Consider the following 22,792-nt stretch of genomic DNA (forward strand, 5'->3'; position numbering starts at 1 on the left):
GGTTTCTTCTCACACAAAATAACCAAATAATAAATTAGTAAATAACGAAATAAAAATATGAAATTGAAGAAAAATTAGACTGACGGCAACAGCCAATGATAAACGCATGCAAGGGAATACATTTACATTTGTGAGATTAAGATACCGGTCGGGCGACTGGGACACTGATCAGCGGATGCCTTCCAACCTGCTCAATTCATTGATCGAGTACACCACTATACCAGTGGCTATGCAGGAGAAGGTAATAGATCTCAGCAGCAGCGAGCTGTTTCAATATCCGTTTTGTTATCTTAGCGGACATAAGCTAGTGCAGTTTGATGCGGCCGAAGCGGCCAACTTCAGGCATTATGTCAACAGGGGTGGTTTTGTTTTTGTGGACGACTGCAACCATGACATTGATGGTTTGTTTGCCCGTTCCTTTGAAACACAGATGACACAACTGTTTGGCGCACATGCGTTAAAAAAAATCCCTGCTACCCATCCTCTCTACAGTAGTTTTTTTCATTTTGAGAAAGGGCCACCCAATACCTCTTTCGAGTTGAATGGCTGGGGCGATGATCTTGTGCACGACTATCTGAAAGCCATAGAAGTTAATGGCCGCATTGGCGTATTGTACAGCAATAAAGATTACGGCTGCGAATGGGACTACGATTTCCGCAACAAACGTTTCCTGGCCGAAGACAATACGAAGTTCGGCGTAAATATTATCGTATACGCATTACAATAACCGGTATTATCAATCCTGCTCCATATGCCCGGAAGGGGGATTCCATGTTGTACGGGCGGCAGTGGTGTCTGTGATGACCGGCGGTATAAACTTCGGTTCTGATGAACCCTTTTCTCCGGAGATAAGCCGGACAATTACCTCCCGGTCCCCTACGGGAATAGAAGATTCGCCGCAAAAGAAGGCGGCGATCATCACCAGCGGATCGTGTATCCTTTTCCGGAATATATCTGCGAAGCTTCCTTCTTCCAGTAATGAGCGCCTGGGAGAAGATAACGGTGTAGTATATACGAGACCGGCTTTCAGGACCATCTTTATCATAAATCCGTCGGAAACTTCTCCGGCCAGTACCATTTCAGGATTCACTTCAACGGCTTTTGCCACCAGTTGCCCATAACGTTCTTCCACCTTTTGCTTCACAACCGCAAAATAAATACAGAAGCCGGCAATACCCACCACAGATATGCCTGCGCCCAACAGGAATGCCGAACGGCATTGCCTGTTTTTCCAGAGTACTTTCCGGAGCATGCGGCCATGATACCAGGTCAGCGCCAGTGGAGCGAACACGGACAGGGAAATACCAAAAATAAAAGCAGTCATTATACCCAGCGAATACAGCGGCGCCAGATAGATGACCAGGTACAAAAAAATCCATGCAGTGATGCCCAATACAAAAGACTGCGTTGCTCTGATGCCTTGTGGCAGCTCATCGAAGTAAGCGAGCAGCAGTGTATTCACTCCTATCAGCAACAGCGCCACCGTATACCAGCCTGACGACGGGGCAAATACCTGGTTCAAGGTGTAATCGTTTACACAAATTGCCGTAAGCATGTACAAACATAGCCCTACCGCTACTATCTTCCGTCTTAGCGGGCTTCTCTTTTTTAAACCTTCCATGATAATAGCTGCCAGCAGCCACACCATACCGGTCACAGTCAGGAATATAGCTACTGCCAGGAACTTATTTCCTGAATAAAAGGACCATGCGGAAACTACCAGGTAAGCTGCCAACAGAAAAAGGCCGATGCGGTAGACAAAGCGTAATGCGGCCGGGGGATGTTCGTTCATATAACTGGGTTACAAAAAAATAAATGTACAGAAAGCGTGCTGCTTTTCAAATATTTTTTTCGATGGTGTGGGTGCTTCATTGTTAACATTGAGGTTGATTCCGGTGGAGGAGTAATGGTATGTGGCGGGATAAATGTATAAGTATAGACAAATGCACGGAAACCCTTCATACAAAAGAAGACATGATAAGAACCAACACCGCAGGCGGTTAAGCGCTACAGCACCGGCGTAGCAAGCGTATACGGAATCCTGATGCATTATTTAACAACTCACCAGGGGGATACTTCCTGAACGTTGCGGAAACGGGTCAACAGCTAACCTGTTGAAAACCCGGCCACTTAATACTTCCCCCCCAACTGTTAATAGATAATTAACATGGCGTACCCTGCTGAGAAAAAACTATACACTTAATTTACATAATTCATTAACTTGTCTAAAATTAAAACAGCATCGACCAAAAAAGAAAAACCAACAACTGTATTTTCCACTAAAACTTTAGCGCTTGCATTTTCAGAGAGATGTTAAAGCGGGCGTCGTTAGCTAAATCGATATAGTTAAGGACCAGGGGAGATCGCGCGTCATGTGAAAAACGTATTCAATGCAAACCTTTGCTAAAAAATAAAAACTTATTTATCCCAAAGACGACAAGCAAACAACCAACTACGAGACAGAACAACATTGATCACGCTTACAAACAGTTTTCATTCACCGCTCATTTATTCATCATGAAGTTTTCCTTTCTTAGAAAAACGGGCTTTCTGCTGGCCTTCCTCTGCGCTATAGCGTCAGTGGCCATGGCACAAAGAACGATCACCGGCAAAGTAACCGGCGCTCCTGACGGTCAGGGGCTGCCCGGTGTAACCATCACCGTGCCTGGCACCAGTACCGGCACCAGCACCGACGCCAACGGCGTGTATAAATTACCATTACCTGCAACGGCACAGACGCTCACCTTTTCTTTTCTCGGTTATGCGTCACAGACGATCACCATCGGCAACCGGGAAGTCATCAACGTCGCCCTCCAATCTACCAGCAAGGGGCTGGGTGAAGTGCTGGTGGTAGGTTACGGTACCCAGACCCGCCGCGACCTGACCGGCACCATCTCCTCCCTGAAGGGCTCCGATATCAAAAACCTGCCGGTCAGCGACGCCGCCCAGGCTATGCAGGGCCGCGTCACCGGCGTGGACATCGTGCGGTCTGACGGTCAGCCCGGCAGCACTCCCAGTATTCGTATACGCGGTACCGGTACCATCAACAACTCCGAGCCGCTGGTCATCATCGACGGGGTGCCGGCCGGTGGCATCAGCGACATCAACCCTAACGACATTGCCTCCATGGAAGTCCTCAAAGACGCTTCCTCCTCCGCCATCTATGGTACAAGGGCAGCCAACGGCGTCATCATCATCACCAGCAAAAAGGGCAACTACGGTGAAAAACTGAAAGCCTCCGTGAACGTATACAAAGGCGTGTCCAACGCCATCCGGTATATCCCTTTGCTCAGCGCTCCCGATCTCGTGATGCTGAAGAAAGAACGTTACACCAATGACGGTAAACAAATAGATCCTATCTGGAACGATCCCTACTATGCCGAACAACGGACCGACTGGCAGCGTGCCCTGCTTGGCTCCGGCCAGGTGACCAACGCCGATGTGAGCCTCCGTGGCGGCAACAGCAGCTCCAACTACCTTTTCAGCGCCGGTTATTACGATGAGAAAGGTATCGTCGAAAACACGTTCTTCAAACGGTATACCGTCCGCATCAACTCAGAACATAAACTGGGCAAACGCATCAAAATTGGTGAGAACCTACAACTGACCTATCGTCAGAACAAAGGCTTCGATACCTACTCTTCCCAGACAGGCCTTATCTTCAGCGCACTGCGTTTCAATCCTGCCATCCCGGTATTCAACCCCGACGGCAGTTACGGTTCCTCCAAAGCCAGCAATGAACTGGGAGACATCAACAACCCGGTATTTACCGCACAAACCACCGATGGCTGGGCCAAGAACTATCGCATGCTGGCCAACGTGTACGCTGAACTGGAAATCCTCGACGGCCTCACCCTCCGCGGCAACTACGGCTACGACGGCAGCATCTTCAACCAGTCCAGCTTCGTTCCCAAAGTGCTGGACCAGACGCGCGCCCGCGACCATGCCGAACTATGGAACCGCAGCGAATCCAACAGCTCCCAGTTGAGCGAAGTGTTCCTCACCTACAATAAATTCTTCCGGCAGCACCATGTGACCTTCACCGGCGGGTACTCTCAGCAGGTGGCCAAAGGTTACTTCTTCAAAGGCGAACGCTGGGGCTTTGCCGACGAGTCGCCGGATGTACGCGTGCTCGACAACGGCAACGACATCCACGACGCCAGTGGTAACTTCAACCCGCAGAATGCTATCGCCTCCGGCTTCGTCAGAGGTTTCTATGGCTTCAAAGAAAAGTACCTGCTCACCGTTACCTTCCGGGCCGACGGCTCCTCCCGCTTCGCCCCGGGCAGACGCTGGGGGTATTTCCCGGCTTTCTCCGCCGGATGGCGTGTATCGGATGAAACCTTCTTCAAAGACAACGTGAAGTTTATGAGCAACCTGAAAATCACCGGTGGTTGGGGGCAGCTGGGGAACCAGAACGTACGCGACTTCCAGTACCTCGCTCCTGTCAATAAAGACAGACGTTACAACTTCGGCGAAAGTCCGTACGTAGGCGTATGGAATTCCCGCCTCGCCAATCCCAATATCACCTGGGAAAAAGCCGAGATGACCAACGTCAGCCTGGAAGCCGGTTTCTTCGACAACAGGCTGAATGCGGTGATCACCTGGTTCAATAAAAACACCAAAGACATGCTGGTGCCCGCAGCGGCGATGGACCTGCATGGCACTGCCGCTATCCCCGATCAGAACATCGGCCAGATGAACAATAAGGGATGGGAACTGGAAGTCAGCTACCAGGGTGGTAATGAGCGGTTCCGTTACAATGTTTCCGCCAACGCTTCCCTTATCAAAAATACCGTTACACGACTATACGAAGCTGGCTCCTATATCTCGTCCACCAACTATGGCCGGCAGAACCAGGAGATCTCCCGTACCTACGAAGGTCAGCCCCTGGCATCTTTCTATGGCTGGAAAACCAACGGCATCTATCAGACGCAGCAGGAAATTGACAGCGATCCTTTCATCGCCAAAGATCCTAACAAGGAAAATATCAAACCCGGCGACGTGCGTTTTGTGGACATCAACGGCGATGGTATCGTGAATGAGCTGGACCGCACCAACCTCGGTGACCCTAATCCCCGCGTAACCTATGGCATCCAGGCAGGCGCGCAGTACAAAGGATTTGACCTGAGCCTCTCCTTTGCCGGTGTGGGCGGCGTGAAACTATACAACGCCGATAAGATGCAGGGCATGGACCCTACCTATCCGTACAACATGTACGCAGAGGCGCTGCAGCGCTGGCATGGCCCCGGCACCAGCAACAGCGTGCCGCGTGTGAGCCTCTCCAGCGACAACAGCAACAACCGCACCTCCGATCGTTTCGTGGAAAAAGGTGATTACTTCTCGCTCCGCAATATCGCGCTCGGCTATACGATCCCGGCGAAAGTATGGGGCCGTACCGGCATCTCCGATGTGCGGGTATATGTAGCGGCGCAGAACCTTTTCATCCTTACGTCTTATTCAGGACTCACGCCACAGCTGGGTTATACCGGCGACGGCAGCGGCACCGGCACCAGCGATGGTAACCGCCAACGCGGCGTAGACGTGGCCGCCTATCCACAGGCAAGAACATTCACCTTCGGCGCTACGCTCAACTTCTAAAACTGACGACCATGCAATCAATGAAACATATACTGCTGGCCGGCCTTACCGCCGCCATCCTTTTATCCGGCTGTAAAAACGTGCTGGACGTACAGCCCCAGGGCAACTTCACCACTGGCAACTACTGGCGCAACCAGGACCAGGCCGTGGACGGCATCACCGGCATTTACAATATCCTGCTGGAAGAAGACTATACCGGTTTCAACGAATTTGTCTTTGACAACTGTTCAGATGACCAGGTACGTGGCGGCGATCACGATTATGACGATGCCATCGAAGCGTTTACCTACGATGCCTCCACTCCTACCGTACGCGCCGGCTGGCGATGGAAATATGAAATGATCAATCGCGCCAACAGTGCGCTGATCAATATTCCGAAGATCACCAGCATTGATGCCGCCATCAAACAACGTTGCCTCGGTGAAGCTCATTTCCTGCGCGCTTTCGCTTACTGGCGCCTGTTGCTGGTATATGGCGAAGTACCTGTCATCACCGAAGACGATGTCATCAAAGTCAATTACAACAAACCCAAAGTGAGCGCTGACGAGCTGCGTAAACAGATAGAAGCAGACCTTTTGCTGGCGGCAGAAGAGCTGCCGGAGACGTACGGCGAAACCGATAAAGGTCGCGTCAGAAAGGGCACCGCATGGGGTCTGCTGTGCAAACTGTATATGGAGTGGGGCCAGCTGGACAAAGCCATTACGGCGGGCAACAAAGTGATCAGCAACGCCAATTACGCACTGGCGCCCCGTTACAGCGATAACTTCAGCGTGGCCACCGGCAACAACTCCGAGATGCTGTTTGCCGTACAAACGGTGGACGGATATGGTTATTCCGACTTCATCACTTATCATGCGCCCCGTAAATGGAACGGCTGGAGTTTCTTCTACCCTACCAAAGCGCTGGTAGATGAATTTGAAACAGGAGATCCGCGTAAAGAAATCTGTATCATGGCTCCTGGCGATAAAGTCAATGTAGGTACCAGTATAGAAACTGTAACGCCCGATCTTTCCTGGTCCGGCTACCACTACAAAAAATTCTGTGCCTGGAAACCCTCCGGCGGTCTGAATTACTCACTGAAAACGCCGCTGATGCGCAGCGCTGATATCTACCTGCTGGTAGCGGAAGCTAAGATACGGCTGAACGGCCCCGGTGCCGGCGATGCAGAAATACAGGCAGTGCGTACCCGTGCGTCCGCAACATTACCGGCAGTACATAATGCAGGTATGAAAGAGCTGATGCATGAGCGGAGAGTAGAGCTGTGCGGAGAAAACGAAAGGCAGCAGGACCTGCTGAGATGGGACAAAGCAAAACTGATTGACATCGTGGCTATCAACAATCAGCCGAAACTGGCTTATGATGGCAGTGTAATGAGCAGAGGCGGTTCTCCGCGAAAGTTCATACGGCCGAAGCATTATTATTTCCCGATGCCGCAGACGGAGATAGATAAGAGCAAGGGTACGCTGGTACAGAACCCGAACTACTAAAAAAGCAAACCGGTGTTGCGGCCATCTGCTGCAACACCGGTTATTTATTATTTGGTGGAGAATTTATACACCGTTGTTTGTTGATAGGTTTCTCCTGGTTTGAGGATCACACCGGGGAAATCCGATTGGTTGGGAGAATTGGGGAAGTGTTGCGCTTCCAGGCAAAGGCCTGCGTGCTGCCCGTATTTTTGTCCGCCGCGGGTGTTGGCCAACGTGCCGTCGAGGAAATTACCCGAATAGAACTGAACGCCCGGCTCGGTGGTGGACATCTCCATATAACGACCGCTGGCAGGGTCATAAAGGGTAGCCACTGTTTCCAGGCTGCCGGCTGCTTTATCGAGCACAAAATTATGGTCATATCCTCCTTTTACTGCAGCGATATCTTTTCCTACTTTTTTAGGCGTAGTAAAATCCATCATAGTGCCTTTTACGGGGGCCAGTTGTCCGGTAGGGATGAGTTTATCATTCACCGGCGTGTAGCGGCTCGCTTTCAGTTCCAGTTCCTGGTCCAGGATCGTGCTGTCTTTTCCGCCGGAGAGGTTAAAATAGCTGTGATTGGTGAGGTTGACCGGCGTAGCCTTGTCGGTGGTAGCGGTGTATTGGATCTTCAGGGCATTGTCGGGTGTGAGCGTATACACCACTGTTGCTTTCATGGTGCCCGGGTAGCCTTCTTCCCCGTCTTTGCTGGTATATTCCAGTTGCAGGGAGCTGTCGCCCGCCTGGGCGGCTGTCCATACTACTTTATCGAACCCTTTGATACCACCGTGCAGCGTATTGCCGTGATCGTTAGCCGCCAGCGTGTAGTCTTTTCCGTCCAGTTTGAATTTGGCGTTCGCGATACGGTTAGCATACCGGCCTATCAATGCGCCAAAATAAGGCTGTCCTTTTTGCTGGTAGCCGCTGAGTGCATCGTAAGACAATACCACATTGGCTTTCTGGCCTTGTTTGTCGGGCGTGATGATATCGGTGACGATACCGCCGTAGTTTAAAATTTTCACTTCCATGCCGGCGGCATTGCGGAGCGTGTACTGCAGCACTTCCTGGCCATCAGCCTGTCCGTAGTTTTGAGCGGCGGCAGTAGCAGCCACGGCAGCCGTATCGGTGCCGGTTTTGCTGTCTTCTTTAGGTGCGTTCGTGCCGTTGCAGGCGCCTAACAGGGCGGCGCCTGAGATCATCAGGGCCGAGAGCCCCCTGAGGTTCATTTCCATAACGTATATAAGGTTAAGTGAATAGTATCGTTAAATATCGTGATAATTAGGGAAAAGAAGAAATGGGGAGATGTTAATTTCGTTTCTCTGCCTCTGTGAATCATTTACAAATAAAGTTATATTAACAAGATGCCATCTACAGAAATAGTTATTTGTCGGTATTATTGAGATGTAACCATATTTTTCGCCATTATTTGTTAGCTCATGTCAACAATAACTAAATACCGTATTGAAGTACCTATTGACAAACTCACCAACAGTATTGTCAACACCATCCCGGGAGACAGTTTCGAAACTATTGTCAATCCCGTCAGCAAGGGTGATCTGAAGGCAATTTCAGTAAAAACCAGCTGAAAATTTGATTGGAAAAAGGAATTTCGTTTAAAAGACAGGATTACTTATAAGCTCACTATTATCGATAACCGTGAAATAATTCAAGGGCTCATGAGCTTAAGCAATTGTAACAACCACTATTACATTCACCTTATTGAAAGTGCCCCATTTAATACCGGAAGTTCTCATTAATAAATATTATAAACAATAGCATATGGGATACGTCAAGGAACCGAAGGGAGTTGATTGGGTAGTTGATCCCAAACCACTGACAGATAAAGATCGTCAGATCATCAATGAAGCCATTCGTTATTACAGGACCACTAGCCAAAAATTAAAATCTTCCGGCAAAAGAAGTGACAACAGCAATAAAAAAACCAGGTAGCATTACCGGTCGTCTTCCTCTTTTCCTGAGGGCAAAGCGCTGTTTTTCTCCCCCCGAACCCTTAATTTTGGCGTTCGAGAAAAATGTAACATGAAACATATTGTCCTGGCCAGCACGTCTACCCTTTACGGAGAAGGTTACCTGGCTTATCTGACACCAGTGATGAAAACACTGTTTGCCGGCATTACTGAAATTATTTTTGTGCCTTTTGCCCGTCCGGGTGGTATTTCCCATGATGAATACACGGCGAAGGCCGCCGCGGCTTTTGCGCCTTTACAGATAGCGGTGAAAGGGCTTCATACTTTTGCCGATCCGGCAGCGGCTGTCCGTGAGGCACAGGGGTTTTTCACCGGTGGAGGCAACACTTTCCTGCTGGTAAAGGAACTGCTGGAGCGCGGGCTGATGGACAAGCTGAAAGCAGCCGTGGAAGCTGGCCGCCCGTATATGGGGTGCAGCGCCGGCAGCAATATCGGCGGCGTCTCCATGCAAACGACCAATGATATGCCGATCGTATATCCGCCGGGCTTTCAAACGATGGGGCTGGTGCCTTTCAACCTGAACCCGCATTACCTCGACCCCATCCCTGACCTGCCACATATGGGCGAAACGCGTGAAACACGCATCAGGGAGTTCCATACGCAGCACAACACGCCTGTGCTGGGCCTGCGGGAAGGCGGCTGGATACTGGTTAAAGGCGACAATATCACACTGGAGGGCCATCCTGCCGCCCGTGTTTTTGAAGCTGGTAAAACGCCTTATGAAATATCCCCCGGCAGCAGCCTGAATTTTCTGCAGTAAAACAGTAAAACGAACAATTATTCGCTTTATCTTTACCGTGTTATGCGTGTAAAAGACGAGCAAAAAGCAGCCCTTATCAGGGAAAAGGCCATCGAAATGATCGTCCGTGAAGGTTTCGATGGCCTCAGTATGCACAAGCTGGCCAAAGCGGTAGACATCTCGGTGTCTACCATATATATCTATTTCAAAAACAGGGAAGACCTGTTGAACCAGCTGTATATCGATGTGATGACCGTGTTTGTCCGTGAAACCTTACTGAATTTCGACCCCGACATGGACTTCGAGGCCGGTCTGTGGCTGCAATGGAGTAACCGTTACCGTTACATCCGGCAGTATCCGCTACACTATCAGTTTACAGAGCAGTTCCGCAATTCGCCGCTGATCCTGCATCCCGCTGTCGGGAAAGATGATTTTAAACAGGCGATGGTAAAGTTCAACGCCAACGCCGTACGCCGTCAGCAGATAGTGGAGTTGCCCACGGAAGTATACTGGGCGCTGGCCTACGGCCCTTTTTATACGCTTGTCAATTTCCACCTGCATAACAGCTCTATCGCCGGTAAACCGTTCAAACTGAGCGAAGCGCTGTTGAAACAAACATTTGAGCGGACCATCATAGCATTGAAAAAATAGTTTCCCCCCATGACAACGACGTTATACCGCCCTGTGGGCGAAGCAGAACTGCTGCTGATCGAACAATCCGGCTGGAAACGGTTTCCGCCCAGGCTGCCGGAGCAACCTATCTTCTACCCTGTCATGAATGAAGCCTATGCCGTTCAGATCACCACCGAATGGAACGTGCCGGCCTATGGCAAAGGATATGTGACCCGGTTTGCCGTTGATACCGACTTTCTGAAAGCTTATCCCGTGCAGAATGTAGGCGGCGTTATCCATGATGAATTATGGATACCTGCTGAAGACCTCGAAGCCATGAACAACAATATCGTGGGGCTGATTGAGGTAACGCACCGCTACGAGTAGAAGCACTTATGAGAGAATTTTCTGCTGCCGTTCCCAGATCCGCAGGTAGTTTTCTTTATCATCGGCCTTCAGGAAAGAGGCGTTGACCCAAGCTGCTACCCGGTGGTCCAGTACTGTAAACTGATGAAATATACCGTCTCTCGTGGCGGCGGGAATGCCCAGCCGTTCTGCCAGCAGTACAAAATCTGACAGCCTGATCTTACGTTTGCGGGCATTCAGCGTCAGGCCCAGTTCTTCCGTGTCCGCCGGGTTGATCAGGTGGATATTCAGCAGATCGTAGGCGGGCGCCAGTGTAATGGTATGTTGCTGGTGCAGTACAGAGAAATTTTTCAGATGCATATCGCTATTGCCGGTCAGGTAGGAGAATAAAACCAGCTCAAAGAACCGTTTCAGGTCTGTGGCCGGGTCCGTGCAATGTTTGGCCAGCAGCCGGCCGATTTTTTCATAGGACCCGTGATATTTTTTGTCAGCCGGTTGTTCCGCCAGCTGGCAGCAATCTTCCATATGCAGCTGCTGGTCACCGTTCCGGTCCATCCTGGCGGCCAGGTACACCCAGCTTCCATCCGCCGCTGTCACCAGTGCGTGCCGGCACACATCGATACCGAACAAAGTGGCCAGATGCATGGTCAGGTCTTCATTTTCAGGCATTGCCGGAAAATGCGGGTGCTGCGGTTTGAAGATATACTGGTATTGCAGATCGCCGGACACCAGCGGTAATTTGGGCTGTACGCCGGTTACCGCAATACGCTGTGCGATCACTTCTGCTGCGGCCTGCTCCCATCCTCCTTGTCCGGGTAAGTTTACAGGTACCTGCGGCTGACCGAAAAACGTTTCGCAGCATTGTGGATGCCAGGCTTCCGTGCCTGCAGGCTGATAACAAAAACAACAGTTGGCCATCGTCAGGACATAGAGGAATGAGGAATAATGCTGACAGCGCCAATAGCGTCCTGACAGGTATGCAGTAACAGGGCAAAGCGGTCATACGTTTTCAGGCCCCAGCGTTTGGCCGCTATATCCAGCAGCCATCCTTCCGGGATCAGCCCATCAAAGAAAGGGAACAGTTGCTGGCTGAAATAAGCTCCTTCCGTGAGCGGCAGGGTGAGGCTGACGGGTAAGGCCTGCGGATGACGGAGATAGGCAGCGTCATAGGTAAAGGTATAGCCGTTGGTGGTAGCTGCGATCACACCTGCCAACTGCCGGTTATAATAGACATTTCCTGAGGTATACATCTATCTTGTTTTTACAGGGATAAAAAAGGCCGGAATCACTTCCGGCCTCTTACTATTGTCTTTACTTTGCGACTTCTATCTTCACTTTCTTGTTCTTTATCCGCTCGTCTTTAATGAGCTGCAAAGTATGAGAGGCTTTGGATTTCACGATGGCTACAAAAGAGAAGAAGTCCTTCACCTCTATCAGTCCCACATCTTCTTTCTTCAACATGCCTTTTTTGGTGAGAAAACCGACGATATCGATTTTATTGACCTTGTCTTTTTTCCCTGCGGAGATGTACAACGTCGTCCATTTGGGCTTCTGCGGCAAAACAGCCGTCTCCGGCAGTTCGATGGTTTCTATCTCTTCGGTGACATAAGACATCAGTTTCTCATCCGGGGCCAGGATGACGATGGCGGTGCCGCTGGCTTCCATTCTGGCGGTACGGCCGTTGCGGTGCGTCCAGCTATCTTCCGTATGCGGCAGATGGAAGTGGATGATATACCGGATATTGGGAATATCCAGTCCGCGGGCGGCCAGGTCGGTGGTTACGAGCACATTGACAGTGCCATTACGGAACTTGCACAGAGCGGCGTCACGGTCCCGTTGTTCCATCGCTCCATGGTAGAATTCGTTAAGGATGCCTTTTTCGCTCAGCATAGTGCTGGTGCGCTCCACCGCATCGCGGTGGTTGCAGAACACGATGGTGGAACGGTTGCCGAGGTGGCAGATCAGGCGGAAAAGAGTATCTACCTTATCATTTTCCGGCGACAGCACCTGTTTGTAGGCCAGGCGGGCCTGGGGGATGCCGTCTTCCGGCAGGAAGTTCAGCTTCTGCGGCTCGTTCAGCTGAACGAAGTCGGGGATCTCCACCGCTTCGGTAGCGGAGGTGAGTATCCTTTTGTTGACATTCGGCAGCGACTCGATGATAAAGACCATTTCTTCCTGGAAGCCCAGCTCCAGGCTTTTATCGAACTCGTCGAGCACCAGCGTCTGGATGGTATCGGTAGTGATATTGCCTCTGCGGATATGATCGCCGATACGGCCGGGAGTGCCTACAATGAGGGCTGGCGGCTGTACCAGGTTGTTTTCCTCTGTTTCCCGGAGGTGGCCGCCATAAGTGGCGGTGATTTTGTGGCCGGTGCCCATCAGTTTAAACACTTTTTCTATCTGTAATGCCAGCTCACGGGAGGGCACTACGATCATGGCCTGTGTTTTCTTCAGGTCGGGGTTCAGCCGGTCGAGCACGGGCAACAGGAAAGCGAGGGTTTTACCGGAGCCGGTGGCAGACAACAGGATAACGTCCTGCGGTTGCTGGTTGGCCGCTACCGATGCCTCCTGCATTTCGTTGAGCGCGTCGATCTTGAGATTGGAAAGAATATTTCCTAATGAGTATGTTGCTTTTTGCATTTGCGGCAAAAGTACGAAAATAAAAATTGGGGCCCGCTTTACCGGTACTATTCACTGAAAGGGACATCCAATAACGGAGGTTTGACGACATCTTAAAATCCCTGGAGCCGGCACTATTCACTGAAAGGGTCGTCCAACACCCAGCGGGCTTTGTAGATTTTAAGCCCCGGCTGCATAAATACGCGGTTCCCCCGCGCGTCCAGCACCTCGTCCGTCCACCAGGACACTTTGGGCTTACAGACGATTACCGGATAGCCTGCCGGGCCGGAAGATACGCTCTTGATGTTTTTCTGTATCACCGGCGCGGGCGACAATTGCCGGGTATTGACGTCAAAACGGAACACGTGGGTAGTATTGGTCAGCCATAAGCGATGGGTGCCATATTCCGGGTACAGGTCATGCGCCTCCGTGCCCGGCAATCCCAAAACGGTATCGCGCACCAGGTCAGGGGCGGCCTGGTCGTTATTGTAACGATATACGATCATGCTGTCCATGGCCGCCGTCCAGAGCCGCTTAAGCACAGCATCCCATACCACATTATGCCCGAATGCCACCGGTATCTTTTTCGTATAGCCATTGGCATTATATCCCGTGGTATCTGTCTTAAACAGCATCAGGTAATTGCCCGTGCTGGAAGCGCTGACGATATTGCCATCCGGCAGAATGGCCGCAGAATGGGTATTGCCGCCTGCGTAGCCATAGAACACTGTCTTTTTATCGGCGATACGGACCAGCGCCACACCACCGCCCGAAGCAGTCATCAGGATATATTTTCCTTTATAAACAGCCTTGGCTTCGCTGGGATTATTGAACCATTTCACATGCTCCGGCAACACGCCGCACAGTGCAGGCTTCCACTCCCAGATGATTTTCCCCGAAGTGACATCTGCAATGGCTATACGATGCTCCGCCTGTTCAGCCAGCACAAGGCAACGCTGACAACTGTTAACAGCCTTATCGGACGCGGCGGCACACATCCCCCGTAAAAAAAATAACAGGCATAAAATCCTCAGAAATTTGGTCATTTGGTTATTTTTAATTTTTCAAACGTTAAATTTTATGAAAACACTTCCTCTCTTTTTGTTACTGGCCGCCGTGGTGACCTCCTGCAGCCAATCGGGCAGCCAAGCTAATAAAAATACTGACAGTTTAAAAACAGACGTGACCAGCGGCAGCAGCGACGGCTGTTTTCTGAAGACCAACGGTAAAGACAGCGTGTTACTGCAGCTGCACATCCAGGACACCAGCATCAGCGGCGATCTTAGCTACCGTTATTTTGAAAAAGACAAAAATACCGGTACCATCAGCGGCAGCATCCGCAATAATATTATCCATGCGCAGTATGCTTTTATGAGCGAAGGCATACAAAGCACGCGCCCGGTAGTATTCAAACTGCAGGATGACAAAGCCTATGAAGCCGTGCCTGACAGCATCAACCCGGAAGGCATCCCTGTTTTCACCGATAATGACGCCGCACTCAAATTTGATGTGGAGCCGCTTTCAAAAATTTCCTGCAAGTAATAGGGGTAGAAGATAAGTAAGGTGTCGATATCGAAACTGAATATTTTTTTCGATATGGCACACCTACTTTCCTGCTTACAATCACGGCTTACTAAAAAACCGGCTTATCATAAACCTGCATACTGGCTGCTGCCGGGCCTTCTACTGTTGTCCGGCGCAGTCAAAGCGCAGCTGGGCGCCAGCAGCCTCACCGGCCCCGGCATTGCGATCAATGCCGATTATCAGCCTTCCAGTCATTATATCCGTCCGGAAGATTCTCTTAAAATGCCCGCCACCAGCGCACAACGCCGCTTCTCCATGGGCGCCGGCTTTCTGCTGTCGCAGAAAATTGATACCGTTACCGGCAAAACACGCATCTGGAACCTCGGCGTCATGGGCAGCTACACCCGCTTTTCCAATAAAGATTATGAAGAGGATATTTTCCCCAAAGAGCTGTTTGGCGGGGAAATAGCGCTGCAACATATGCGTTCGCTCAATCCCAAATGGAGCCTCATGGGGATACTGTCTGTAGGACTATACACCGATATGGAGAAAATCACCTACGAAGATGTTTTTATTACCGGCGGCGTGATCTTCGTCCGAAAAATCAACCGCAAACTCAATCTCGGTGTGGGCGCCGCCCTTACCAACAGTTTCGGCGCGCCCATGGTGCTGCCAGCCCTGCTGGTACAGTGGCGCACAGGCAACCGCTTCCGCGTAGATATCAACTTCCCCGAAAAACTCAGCGTGAGCAGCTCCCTCAGCAAATACGACGACCTGGCGCTCGCTTTCCGCTTCAACGGTGGCGCCTATGACGTGGAAAACAGAAAAGACGGTAAACGCCTGATGGGCTACCAGGAAATGAGCCTCGGACTGGAGAACACGCTGCACCTCAGCAAAAAAATCGACTTCAATCTCGCAGGTGGTACGGTATTATTACGTTCCGTGACATTCAGGGATAAAAAGATATCGGACATCTTCTCTACCCGCCCCGAACACCGGCTGGCGACCAACCTCTATATCAGCGCAGGCATCAGATGCCGGTTTTAATCTGCAAGGATAAAAAAAGAGGCTGCCCCCCGGGACAGCCTCTTTGCAAGCTATAAAAAGTATCCATTAGAATTTATAGGAAACAGTGCCCACAAACTGGGTAGGCGGAATCGGATTGATACTGTAGTTCTCGTGAACGTAGTAGCTATAAGTGTTGGTAACGTTAGACACTTTACCCATTACTGCAAAACGTTTGAAGGAATAACCAGCGCTGAGGTCCAGGGTGCTGTAACCCGGTACGGAAATCATACGGTTAAACGTCTGTGTCTGCCCCACAGTATTGTTCCAGCCGGCATAACGCTGACCAATATAGTAGAAACCAGCGCCCACTTTCAGGCCTTTTACGGCTGACTGCTGAAAGGTATAGAATACGCTGGCATTGGCAGTATGATTAGGATTACCAACCAAACGCTGTCCGGGAATCACAGAACCTTTGGTGTTAGGTGTATTTTCCACCGTCATACTGTTGTAGCTGTAGCCACCAATAACATCCAGTCCTGGTAACGGATGACCGGCAATATCCACTTCCACGCCCTGGCTGAGTGTTTCGCCTATCAGGGCTTTGATGCTCGTAACATTATTTTCTTTACCATCTGCCAGGAATGGAGCAGTTTGTGCGTAGTTATTATTGCGGATGCGGTAAGCTGTTACGTTCACAGATAACAACCCTTTAAAGAAATCATTTTTCACACCTACTTCATATTGATTAATGACAGAAGGCTTCAGCGGCTGCCCGTAAATATCCTGGCCGGTATTGGGTGTAAAGGAAGTAGAGTAGCTGGCAAACAAAGCAGTGGTGGCAATGGGTTTATACACAATGCCAAAACGCGGAGATACAGCGTTGTCATATTTACCTTTTGTAGCAGTGAATGTTTTACTTCCATTTGCAAAATTATAGGCCACCGGCATTTCGCTCTGAAGGTAGGACACACGGACACCTGCCAGCACCTTCAGCTTTTCAGAGATACTTACCAGATCCTGGATATAGGCACCCACCCTGTTAATAGGTACATTATTGACAGTCAGCAGGGTGTCGTCTGGACGATCCGTACGCAAAGTATATTTGTTCGGCTCCAGCACATTCAATTTGTCGTAAATATAGTTGCTACCTACTTTAGGTAATGCAAGTCCATAACCATAAGTCCCGGTCAAATAACGGTCAGCGTCTACGCCCGCCAGTACCGTATGTTCCACGGAACCTGTTTTGAATTTTCCGGTCAGGTCAACTTGTGCAGCATAATAATCCTCGTTGGTGGCATTTCTACCTGCCGGTCTATCCCAGTCTCCGGATGATTTAGCCTGGATTCTTTCAATGGAATAGTAATCGCGGTCATACTTTGAATAAGATATCAGACCATTGATGGACCAGTTTTCGTTGAATTTATGTTTGATGTTGGCGGAAGCAGTTGCCTGTTGTGTGTGGGCATACTGCCAGGGCGCGCCATAGAAAGTATTACGAGGTGCTTTGTTGATCAGCGTATCGCCGATGGAACCCAGACCAAAATCCGGTGTAAAGTCGTGCTTCAGGTAATCGCCCTGTACCAGCAACTCGGTACGGTCGCTCAGCTTGAACAACAGGGACGGATTCACATAATATCTTTTGGAATGTACCTGGTCGCGATAGCTGTCTGCCGTTTCGAAGGTACCATTCACACGGTAAGCGATTTTGGAGGAGATGGGGCCATATACGTCGAACGCTGGTTTCAGCAGTCCATAGCTGCCGGCTCTCACGCTTACCTCACCACCAAAATTAAATTTAGGTTGTTTGGTGACCATGTTCATCACGGCGCCGGGAGCTACGTTACCATACAGGATGGCTGCGCTGCCTTTGAGAATTTCCACTCTTTCGAGGGAGCTCATTTCGGGCATAGCGCCGGAATTGACGCGGGTGCCGTTTTTAAACATATTGGTGCTGGAGAAGCCGTAACCGCGGGCGTTGAAAGTTTCCTGTGTACCGGCGCGCTGGGAAGCCATATAAACGCCGTTCACGTTTTTCACCACATCGCTGAGGCGTTGCGCCTGCTGGTCAGCCAACACTTCCTGGCCAATAATGGCCACGCTCTGGGGCAGGTCCATCACCGGTACCGGCAGTTTGCCGATGGATACCGGTTTGCGGTTGATAGTCCGGGTGCGGGTACCATCTACCACTACTTCATTCAGCTGACTGGCGGTATTGGCAAGGTCCAGGTGGATCTCCACAGACTGGTCCGGTGCTACGGTAACTGTTTTTTGGATAGGTTCGCAACCAGTGCAGGATATCACGAGCGTATATACGCCCGGCTTCACGTTTTTAACGGTGAAAGTACCGTCTTCATTAGATATAGTGCCTCTTTTGGTGTCTTTCAGTCCAATGGTCACGAAAGCAGCCGGTTCGCCGTCGGCCGTATTGATTTTACCTTTGATAACCCCGTTTTGTGCCATGGCAGCGAGGCTCATCAAAACAAAACCAACAGAGAAGTATAATTTTTTCAACGCTCAATAAATTTTGCGCAAAGAAACGCCGGGGCCGGTTCATATACCCGGCGAATCGGGAAAAGGATTTACGCAAAGCGGAAAATCTACGGCTGGATAAGTTAATAATATTGATAACCAATCATATATACATAATAAAAACACCAGGAATCCCGACAAATCCCTGGCATTTTTCCGGGTTTGATTATTGCCGGGCCCAAATTCCCGATGCGGCAGTCGCCTGGGCATAGGCTTTAAAATCGCGGGGAGTTCTTTTAAGTGCGCGTTGTACCCCGTCCGCCAGGCTTTCATTACGCCCGTCGAGCACTTCGGAGAAAAGGTAGTTCACCAGCCAGATATGATCATCGGGAAGACCGTACTCTTTCAGCATACCGGCATATTCATCGGCGCTCACTTCCTGATACTGTATCGGTTGCCCGGTGGCATCAGCCACTTCCGCCACCGCTTCTGCGAAAGTCATCAGCCGGGGACCGGTAAGCTCGTACAGCTCTCCGTTGTGTCCCTCTTCTGTCAGTGCTGCTACCGCCACCTCTGCGATGTCGTCGGTATCAATAAAGGGCTCGCGCACGTGACCGGCAGGAAGGGCTACAAATCCCGCCTGTAAAGGTTCCAGCAGATAACCCTCGCTGAAGTTCTGGCTGAACCAGGCGCAGCGCAGGACCGTCCATTCCATACCGGCGTTGCTCACGATCTCTTCACAGGCTTCGGCTTCTTTTTCGCCGCGGCCGGACAACAGTACCAGTCGCTTCACCCCACTGTCCTTTGCCAGCTGTGTGAGCGTGCGGATAGCGTCTGTGGCTCCCGGTACGGCGAGGTCAGGGTAATAGCTGATGTACACTGCGGCAACACCTTCCAGCGCAGCACGCCAGGTGGCGGGATCTTCCCAGTCAAAAGCCGGAGAACCGGAACGGGAGCCTATCCGGAAAGGCCAGTTTTTTTCGGCTAACAATTGGGCAACTCTTTTGCCGGTTTTACCGGTACCTCCTAATATTAAAACGGGTGCTGTTTTCATGGTTTGTTTGTTTTTATATGTCAAAACTAGCACGCCGCCAGTGGGGAAAATAGAACAAAACCGACACGGGGATCTTTTTCACGCAAAGGCGCTAAGCAGCAAAGAGCGCAAAGATCATATAAGCGAGCAGAGAAAGCAAAGGAGCGGAGATCAAAATTTGATCTCCGCTCCTTTGCTTTCTTATAATTCTTATTAATGCTTTGCGCTCTTTGCTGCTTAGCGCCTTTGCGTGAAAATAAATGTTGATCTTCGCTCCTTTGCGATCTTACTTATTTTGTAAAACCTCTGCGCGCTCTGCGTGAAAGAACTCCGTAGCCGGCAGCCGGGAGAAATAAAATATACCGTTCTGTAATTGCCCGTCGCACGCCTTTGTCAGCTCCCGTTTGAGCGAGTCCACCTTTTGGGGATACTGAGCGGACAGATCTTTCATCTCCCTATAATCTGTGGGCAGATGGTATAGCTGAAAAATATTTTTATTATCCAGCAGGTAGGTGCGTAACTTCCAGCCGTCGCGGGTCACCAGCGCCGGCCCCATGAACGAAGAGAACACTACTTTATCACGCGTGGCGGACTTCTTTCCCAACAGCGACGGCAGGTAAGAACGGCCATCCTTCCGGTCGGGCACCTGCACCTGCAGCAGGTCCGCCATGGTGCTCAACAGGTCGTAATTGGCCACGAGGTCACGGTTGACCACACCTGCCGGCACTTTTCCCGGCCAGTAACAAATAAACGGTACCCTTACACCGCCTTCCCAGTTGGTTTCCTTAATGCCAGCCAGTCCGTTGTTACCATTGAAAATATCCACCCCGTCATCGCTATAGAGCCGGGTGGTGATATTGTCATACCGCGCTTGTCTGCCTTCATAGTACAACCAGTGACCGTTATCTGACCCGAAGATGATCAGCGTATTTTTGCTCAGGCCCAGCGAATCCACCAGGCGCACGAAGGTCCCTACGTTGTCATCCACCATTTTCACCATAGTAGCATACATCTTCTGCCGTTCGGTCAGTTGCGGATTACCGGCAAACACCGGATCGATGGCCGGTACGGACACTGGTCCGTGCGGCAGGTTGGTAGGATAATACAGGAAAAAAGGTTTGTCTTTGTTGCTGACGATAAAGCGGCGTGCTTTGTCCATGAACAGGTGCTCTGCATATTGCGGTTTGTCTTTTCCGTTCCGCAAAGCGGCGCTGTCAGGATATGAGTCCGGCCGTGTGTTGCCGGCGATGTGCACCGGTTCGCCGTTTTCAAACATTACCATTGGATAGAAACCGTGGCACATGCGGTGATCGAGATAACCGTAGTAGTAGTCCCACCCGTGGGCTGCCATCTGCCGGCGCGACGTGGCGAAGCCCCATTCCAGTTTACCGATTTCACCGGTCACATAACCGGCTTTCTTAAATACCTGCGGCAGCACCATGCCCGGATGTTCCGACTGCTCAAAGGGTGCGAGGCGTTCATCCACTTCCGGCAGCGTGAGTTTACCCTGCAGGTAATTAATGTAGATCCCTGCGCGGTTGAGTGTGAATTTCCCTTTCCGCACATCACTGTAACCGGTGAGCATACTGGCCCTGGCGGGCGCGCAGTACATGCTGCCGTAGATATTGTCAAAGCGCATGCCCCCACGCGCCAGCCGATCGATGTTGGGTGTTTGTACGATCTGTTGTCCGTAGTCGGACAGCATACCACGTCCCATATCGTCGGTGTAGATGAAGATAACATTGGGCCGGGGTGCTTTCCCCTGCTGTGCTTTTACGGCGGCAGCAATGAGGAAAGCGCTCAGGCATAACAAATACTTTTTCATGGCCGGTATATTTTAGCGGCTGCGGCCACTGGTCTTAATAGTTTCCAGCATGGTGGCCATTTCTTTCACCATTTCAGGATGGGCGGCCGCTACGTTGTTCTTTTCTCCCAGGTCGGCCTTCAGGTTGTATAGCTGCGGGATGGTGTCCAGCCCGGATTCGATGTTCACGTCTTTCAGCAGTTTGGGGCCACGCTGTGGCACGATATACTTCCAGTCGCCTTTCACCAGCGCCAGCGTGCCGGCCTGTTCCACCATGCTGCTGCGGCCCGCTTGTGATTTTCCAAGCAATGTGCCCAGTATGTTCCAGCTGTCGGGCGCTTCATTTTCCTTCAGCGGCTGACGGAGCATGGCGGCAAAAGATGCCAGGAGATCGACCTGGTTTACCAGAGCGCCGGAAACGCCGGGTTTCACGGTACCGGGCCAGCTAAGGATAAAAGGCACGCGGGTACCGCCTTCGAGGATGCTGTATTTACCACCGCGCATGGCGCCGGCGGGCTGGTGGCCGCTCTGTTGGGCCACGGCGCCGTCGATGTAGCCGTCATCCAGCACAGGGCCGTTGTCGCTGCTGAAAATAACGATGGTGCTTTTAGCGATGCCGAGGTAGTTGAGCGTTTTCATGATCTCTCCTACAGACCAGTCCAGCTGCATGATCACATCGCCGCGATAGCCCATTTCACTCTTTCCTTTGAAGCGGGTGCCCGGCATACGGGGCACGTGGATATCGCTGAGCGAGAGATAGAGGAAGAACGGTTTGCGGTGGTGTTCTTCGATAAAGAGCTGCGCCTGGTTGACAAAATCGCCTGCCAGCGACTCGTCTGTCCAGCGGGCGCGTTGTCCGCCGGTCATCCAGCCGATGCGGCCGATGCCGTTGACGATCGTCTGATTGTGGCCTTGCCCCGGCGTGGAGTGCATTTTCAGCAGTTCCGGATTTTCTTTGCCGGTAGGTTCATTTCCTATTTTCTGATGGTAGTTGACCTGTATGGTATCTTTCGGATCGAGGGCCACCACGCGGTGGTTTTCCACATATACGGTAGGCACCCTGTCGGCCGTGGCGGGGAAGAAAAAGGCGTAATCGAAGCCTGTCTCCAGCGGGCCGGGCTTCAGTTCCCCGTTCCAGTCGGGTTCTCCCTGCGCGCCGATGCCGAGGTGCCATTTGCCGATGCAGGCCGTGCTGTAGCCGGCGCGCTGGAACACGTTGCCCAGCGTGGTGCGGTCGGTGGGTACGATCAGCGACGCATTGCCGGGAAGTATGTTCGTCCCTTTTTTACGCCAGGCGTATTCACCGGTGAGGATGGAATAACGGGAAGGTGTACACGTAGCTGCGGTAGCATGACCGTTCGTGAAGCGGATACCTTCCGACGCCAGCCGGTCGATATGCGGCGTTTTCACGCGGGTAGCGCCATTACAGCTGATATCCCCGTAACCCAGATCATCTGCATAGATGATGATCACATTGGGCTGTTGTCCTTTCTGCTGACCTATTACCGCCGCATGGGCCACGCCCGTGAGGACGGCGGTAAACAATAATTTTTTCACGTAATGCAT

19 protein-coding genes are annotated in these 22,792 nt (G+C 51.2%); 9 read left to right on the forward strand and 10 right to left on the reverse strand.

Annotated features, from left to right (window positions below):
- Nucleotides 1-130: 130 nt before the first annotated feature.
- Nucleotides 131-727, forward strand: coding sequence for a DUF4159 domain-containing protein (locus B5D63_RS21980; RefSeq protein WP_200817070.1), 597 nt, complete (start codon nt 131-133; stop codon nt 725-727).
- Nucleotides 728-736: 9 nt separating this feature from the next.
- Here B5D63_RS21980 and B5D63_RS21985 read toward each other — a convergent pair whose 3' ends face one another.
- Nucleotides 737-1,792 (reverse strand): hypothetical protein, encoded by a 1,056-nt coding sequence (locus B5D63_RS21985; protein ID WP_078670985.1) that lies wholly within the window; start codon nt 1,790-1,792, stop codon nt 737-739.
- Nucleotides 1,793-2,517: 725 nt separating this feature from the next.
- Between B5D63_RS21985 and B5D63_RS21990 the strand changes: the two genes are divergently transcribed.
- Nucleotides 2,518-5,601, forward strand: coding sequence for a SusC/RagA family TonB-linked outer membrane protein (locus B5D63_RS21990; RefSeq protein WP_078670986.1), 3,084 nt, complete (start codon nt 2,518-2,520; stop codon nt 5,599-5,601).
- Nucleotides 5,602-5,612: 11 nt separating this feature from the next.
- Entirely contained in the window at nt 5,613-7,088 is a 1,476-nt protein-coding gene (locus B5D63_RS21995; RefSeq protein WP_143313032.1) for a RagB/SusD family nutrient uptake outer membrane protein, read from the forward strand.
- A gap of 47 nt (nt 7,089-7,135) precedes the next feature.
- Here B5D63_RS21995 and B5D63_RS22000 read toward each other — a convergent pair whose 3' ends face one another.
- Nucleotides 7,136-8,296: an aldose epimerase family protein gene (locus tag B5D63_RS22000; protein WP_078670988.1), complete on the reverse strand. Its 1,161-nt coding sequence runs from the start codon at nt 8,294-8,296 to the stop codon at nt 7,136-7,138.
- A gap of 204 nt (nt 8,297-8,500) precedes the next feature.
- Between B5D63_RS22000 and B5D63_RS35105 the strand changes: the two genes are divergently transcribed.
- The 4 genes from B5D63_RS35105 to B5D63_RS22015 all read left to right on the forward strand — a co-directional run bounded on the left by B5D63_RS35105 (nt 8,501) and on the right by B5D63_RS22015 (nt 10,790).
- On the forward strand, nt 8,501-8,650 hold the full coding sequence (locus tag B5D63_RS35105; RefSeq protein ID WP_159456112.1) for a hypothetical protein: 150 nt from the start codon (nt 8,501-8,503) through the stop codon (nt 8,648-8,650).
- A 454-nt stretch (nt 8,651-9,104) separates the two neighbouring features.
- Nucleotides 9,105-9,812 (forward strand): dipeptidase PepE, encoded by a 708-nt coding sequence (pepE, locus tag B5D63_RS22005; protein ID WP_078670989.1) that lies wholly within the window; start codon nt 9,105-9,107, stop codon nt 9,810-9,812.
- 42 nt (nt 9,813-9,854) lie between these two features.
- Entirely contained in the window at nt 9,855-10,442 is a 588-nt protein-coding gene (locus B5D63_RS22010) for a TetR/AcrR family transcriptional regulator (protein WP_078670990.1), read from the forward strand.
- 9 nt (nt 10,443-10,451) lie between these two features.
- A complete protein-coding gene (locus B5D63_RS22015) occupies nt 10,452-10,790 on the forward strand; it encodes a hypothetical protein (protein WP_078670991.1) in 339 nt (112 codons plus the stop codon).
- A gap of 6 nt (nt 10,791-10,796) precedes the next feature.
- Here the strand turns inward: B5D63_RS22015 and B5D63_RS22020 are convergent, their stop codons facing one another.
- The 4 genes from B5D63_RS22020 to B5D63_RS22035 all read right to left on the reverse strand — a co-directional run bounded on the left by B5D63_RS22020 (nt 10,797) and on the right by B5D63_RS22035 (nt 14,434).
- Nucleotides 10,797-11,687, reverse strand: coding sequence for a HipA domain-containing protein (locus tag B5D63_RS22020; protein ID WP_078670992.1), 891 nt, complete (start codon nt 11,685-11,687; stop codon nt 10,797-10,799).
- Nucleotides 11,688-11,689: 2 nt separating this feature from the next.
- Nucleotides 11,690-12,019, reverse strand: a complete 330-nt coding sequence (locus B5D63_RS22025; RefSeq protein WP_078670993.1) for a HipA N-terminal domain-containing protein — start codon at nt 12,017-12,019, stop codon at nt 11,690-11,692.
- Nucleotides 12,020-12,080: 61 nt separating this feature from the next.
- Nucleotides 12,081-13,409, reverse strand: a complete 1,329-nt coding sequence (locus B5D63_RS22030) for a DEAD/DEAH box helicase (protein WP_078671357.1) — start codon at nt 13,407-13,409, stop codon at nt 12,081-12,083.
- Nucleotides 13,410-13,522: 113 nt separating this feature from the next.
- On the reverse strand, nt 13,523-14,434 hold the full coding sequence (locus B5D63_RS22035) for a DUF6528 family protein (RefSeq protein ID WP_078670994.1): 912 nt from the start codon (nt 14,432-14,434) through the stop codon (nt 13,523-13,525).
- A gap of 34 nt (nt 14,435-14,468) precedes the next feature.
- On the opposite strand from B5D63_RS22035, the gene B5D63_RS22040 reads away from it, so the two are divergent.
- Together B5D63_RS22040 and B5D63_RS22045 are read left to right on the forward strand one after the other, a co-directional pair.
- Nucleotides 14,469-14,930, forward strand: a complete 462-nt coding sequence (locus B5D63_RS22040; RefSeq protein WP_078670995.1) for a hypothetical protein — start codon at nt 14,469-14,471, stop codon at nt 14,928-14,930.
- A gap of 54 nt (nt 14,931-14,984) precedes the next feature.
- Nucleotides 14,985-15,959 carry a DUF6268 family outer membrane beta-barrel protein gene (locus B5D63_RS22045; RefSeq protein ID WP_078670996.1) on the forward strand — a complete coding sequence of 325 codons (975 nt, stop codon included), beginning with the start codon at nt 14,985-14,987 and terminating at the stop codon, nt 15,957-15,959.
- 66 nt (nt 15,960-16,025) lie between these two features.
- On the opposite strand, the gene B5D63_RS22050 is transcribed toward B5D63_RS22045, so the two are convergent.
- The 4 genes from B5D63_RS22050 to B5D63_RS22070 form a co-directional block, all read right to left on the reverse strand.
- Complete coding sequence (locus B5D63_RS22050) at nt 16,026-18,431, reverse strand: TonB-dependent receptor (protein ID WP_235021613.1); 2,406 nt, start codon at nt 18,429-18,431, stop codon at nt 16,026-16,028.
- 184 nt (nt 18,432-18,615) lie between these two features.
- Entirely contained in the window at nt 18,616-19,443 is an 828-nt protein-coding gene (locus B5D63_RS22055; protein WP_078670998.1) for an NAD(P)H-binding protein, read from the reverse strand.
- A 265-nt stretch (nt 19,444-19,708) separates the two neighbouring features.
- Nucleotides 19,709-21,247, reverse strand: a complete 1,539-nt coding sequence (locus B5D63_RS22065) for a sulfatase-like hydrolase/transferase (protein ID WP_078671000.1) — start codon at nt 21,245-21,247, stop codon at nt 19,709-19,711.
- Between the two features lie 12 nt (nt 21,248-21,259).
- The gene (locus B5D63_RS22070; RefSeq protein ID WP_078671001.1) at nt 21,260-22,792 is read right to left on the reverse strand and encodes a sulfatase family protein; all 1,533 of its coding nucleotides are present in this window, start codon (nt 22,790-22,792) and stop codon (nt 21,260-21,262) included.

Source organism: Chitinophaga eiseniae (assembly GCF_900167135.1).
Lineage (GTDB): Bacteria > Bacteroidota > Bacteroidia > Chitinophagales > Chitinophagaceae > Chitinophaga > Chitinophaga eiseniae.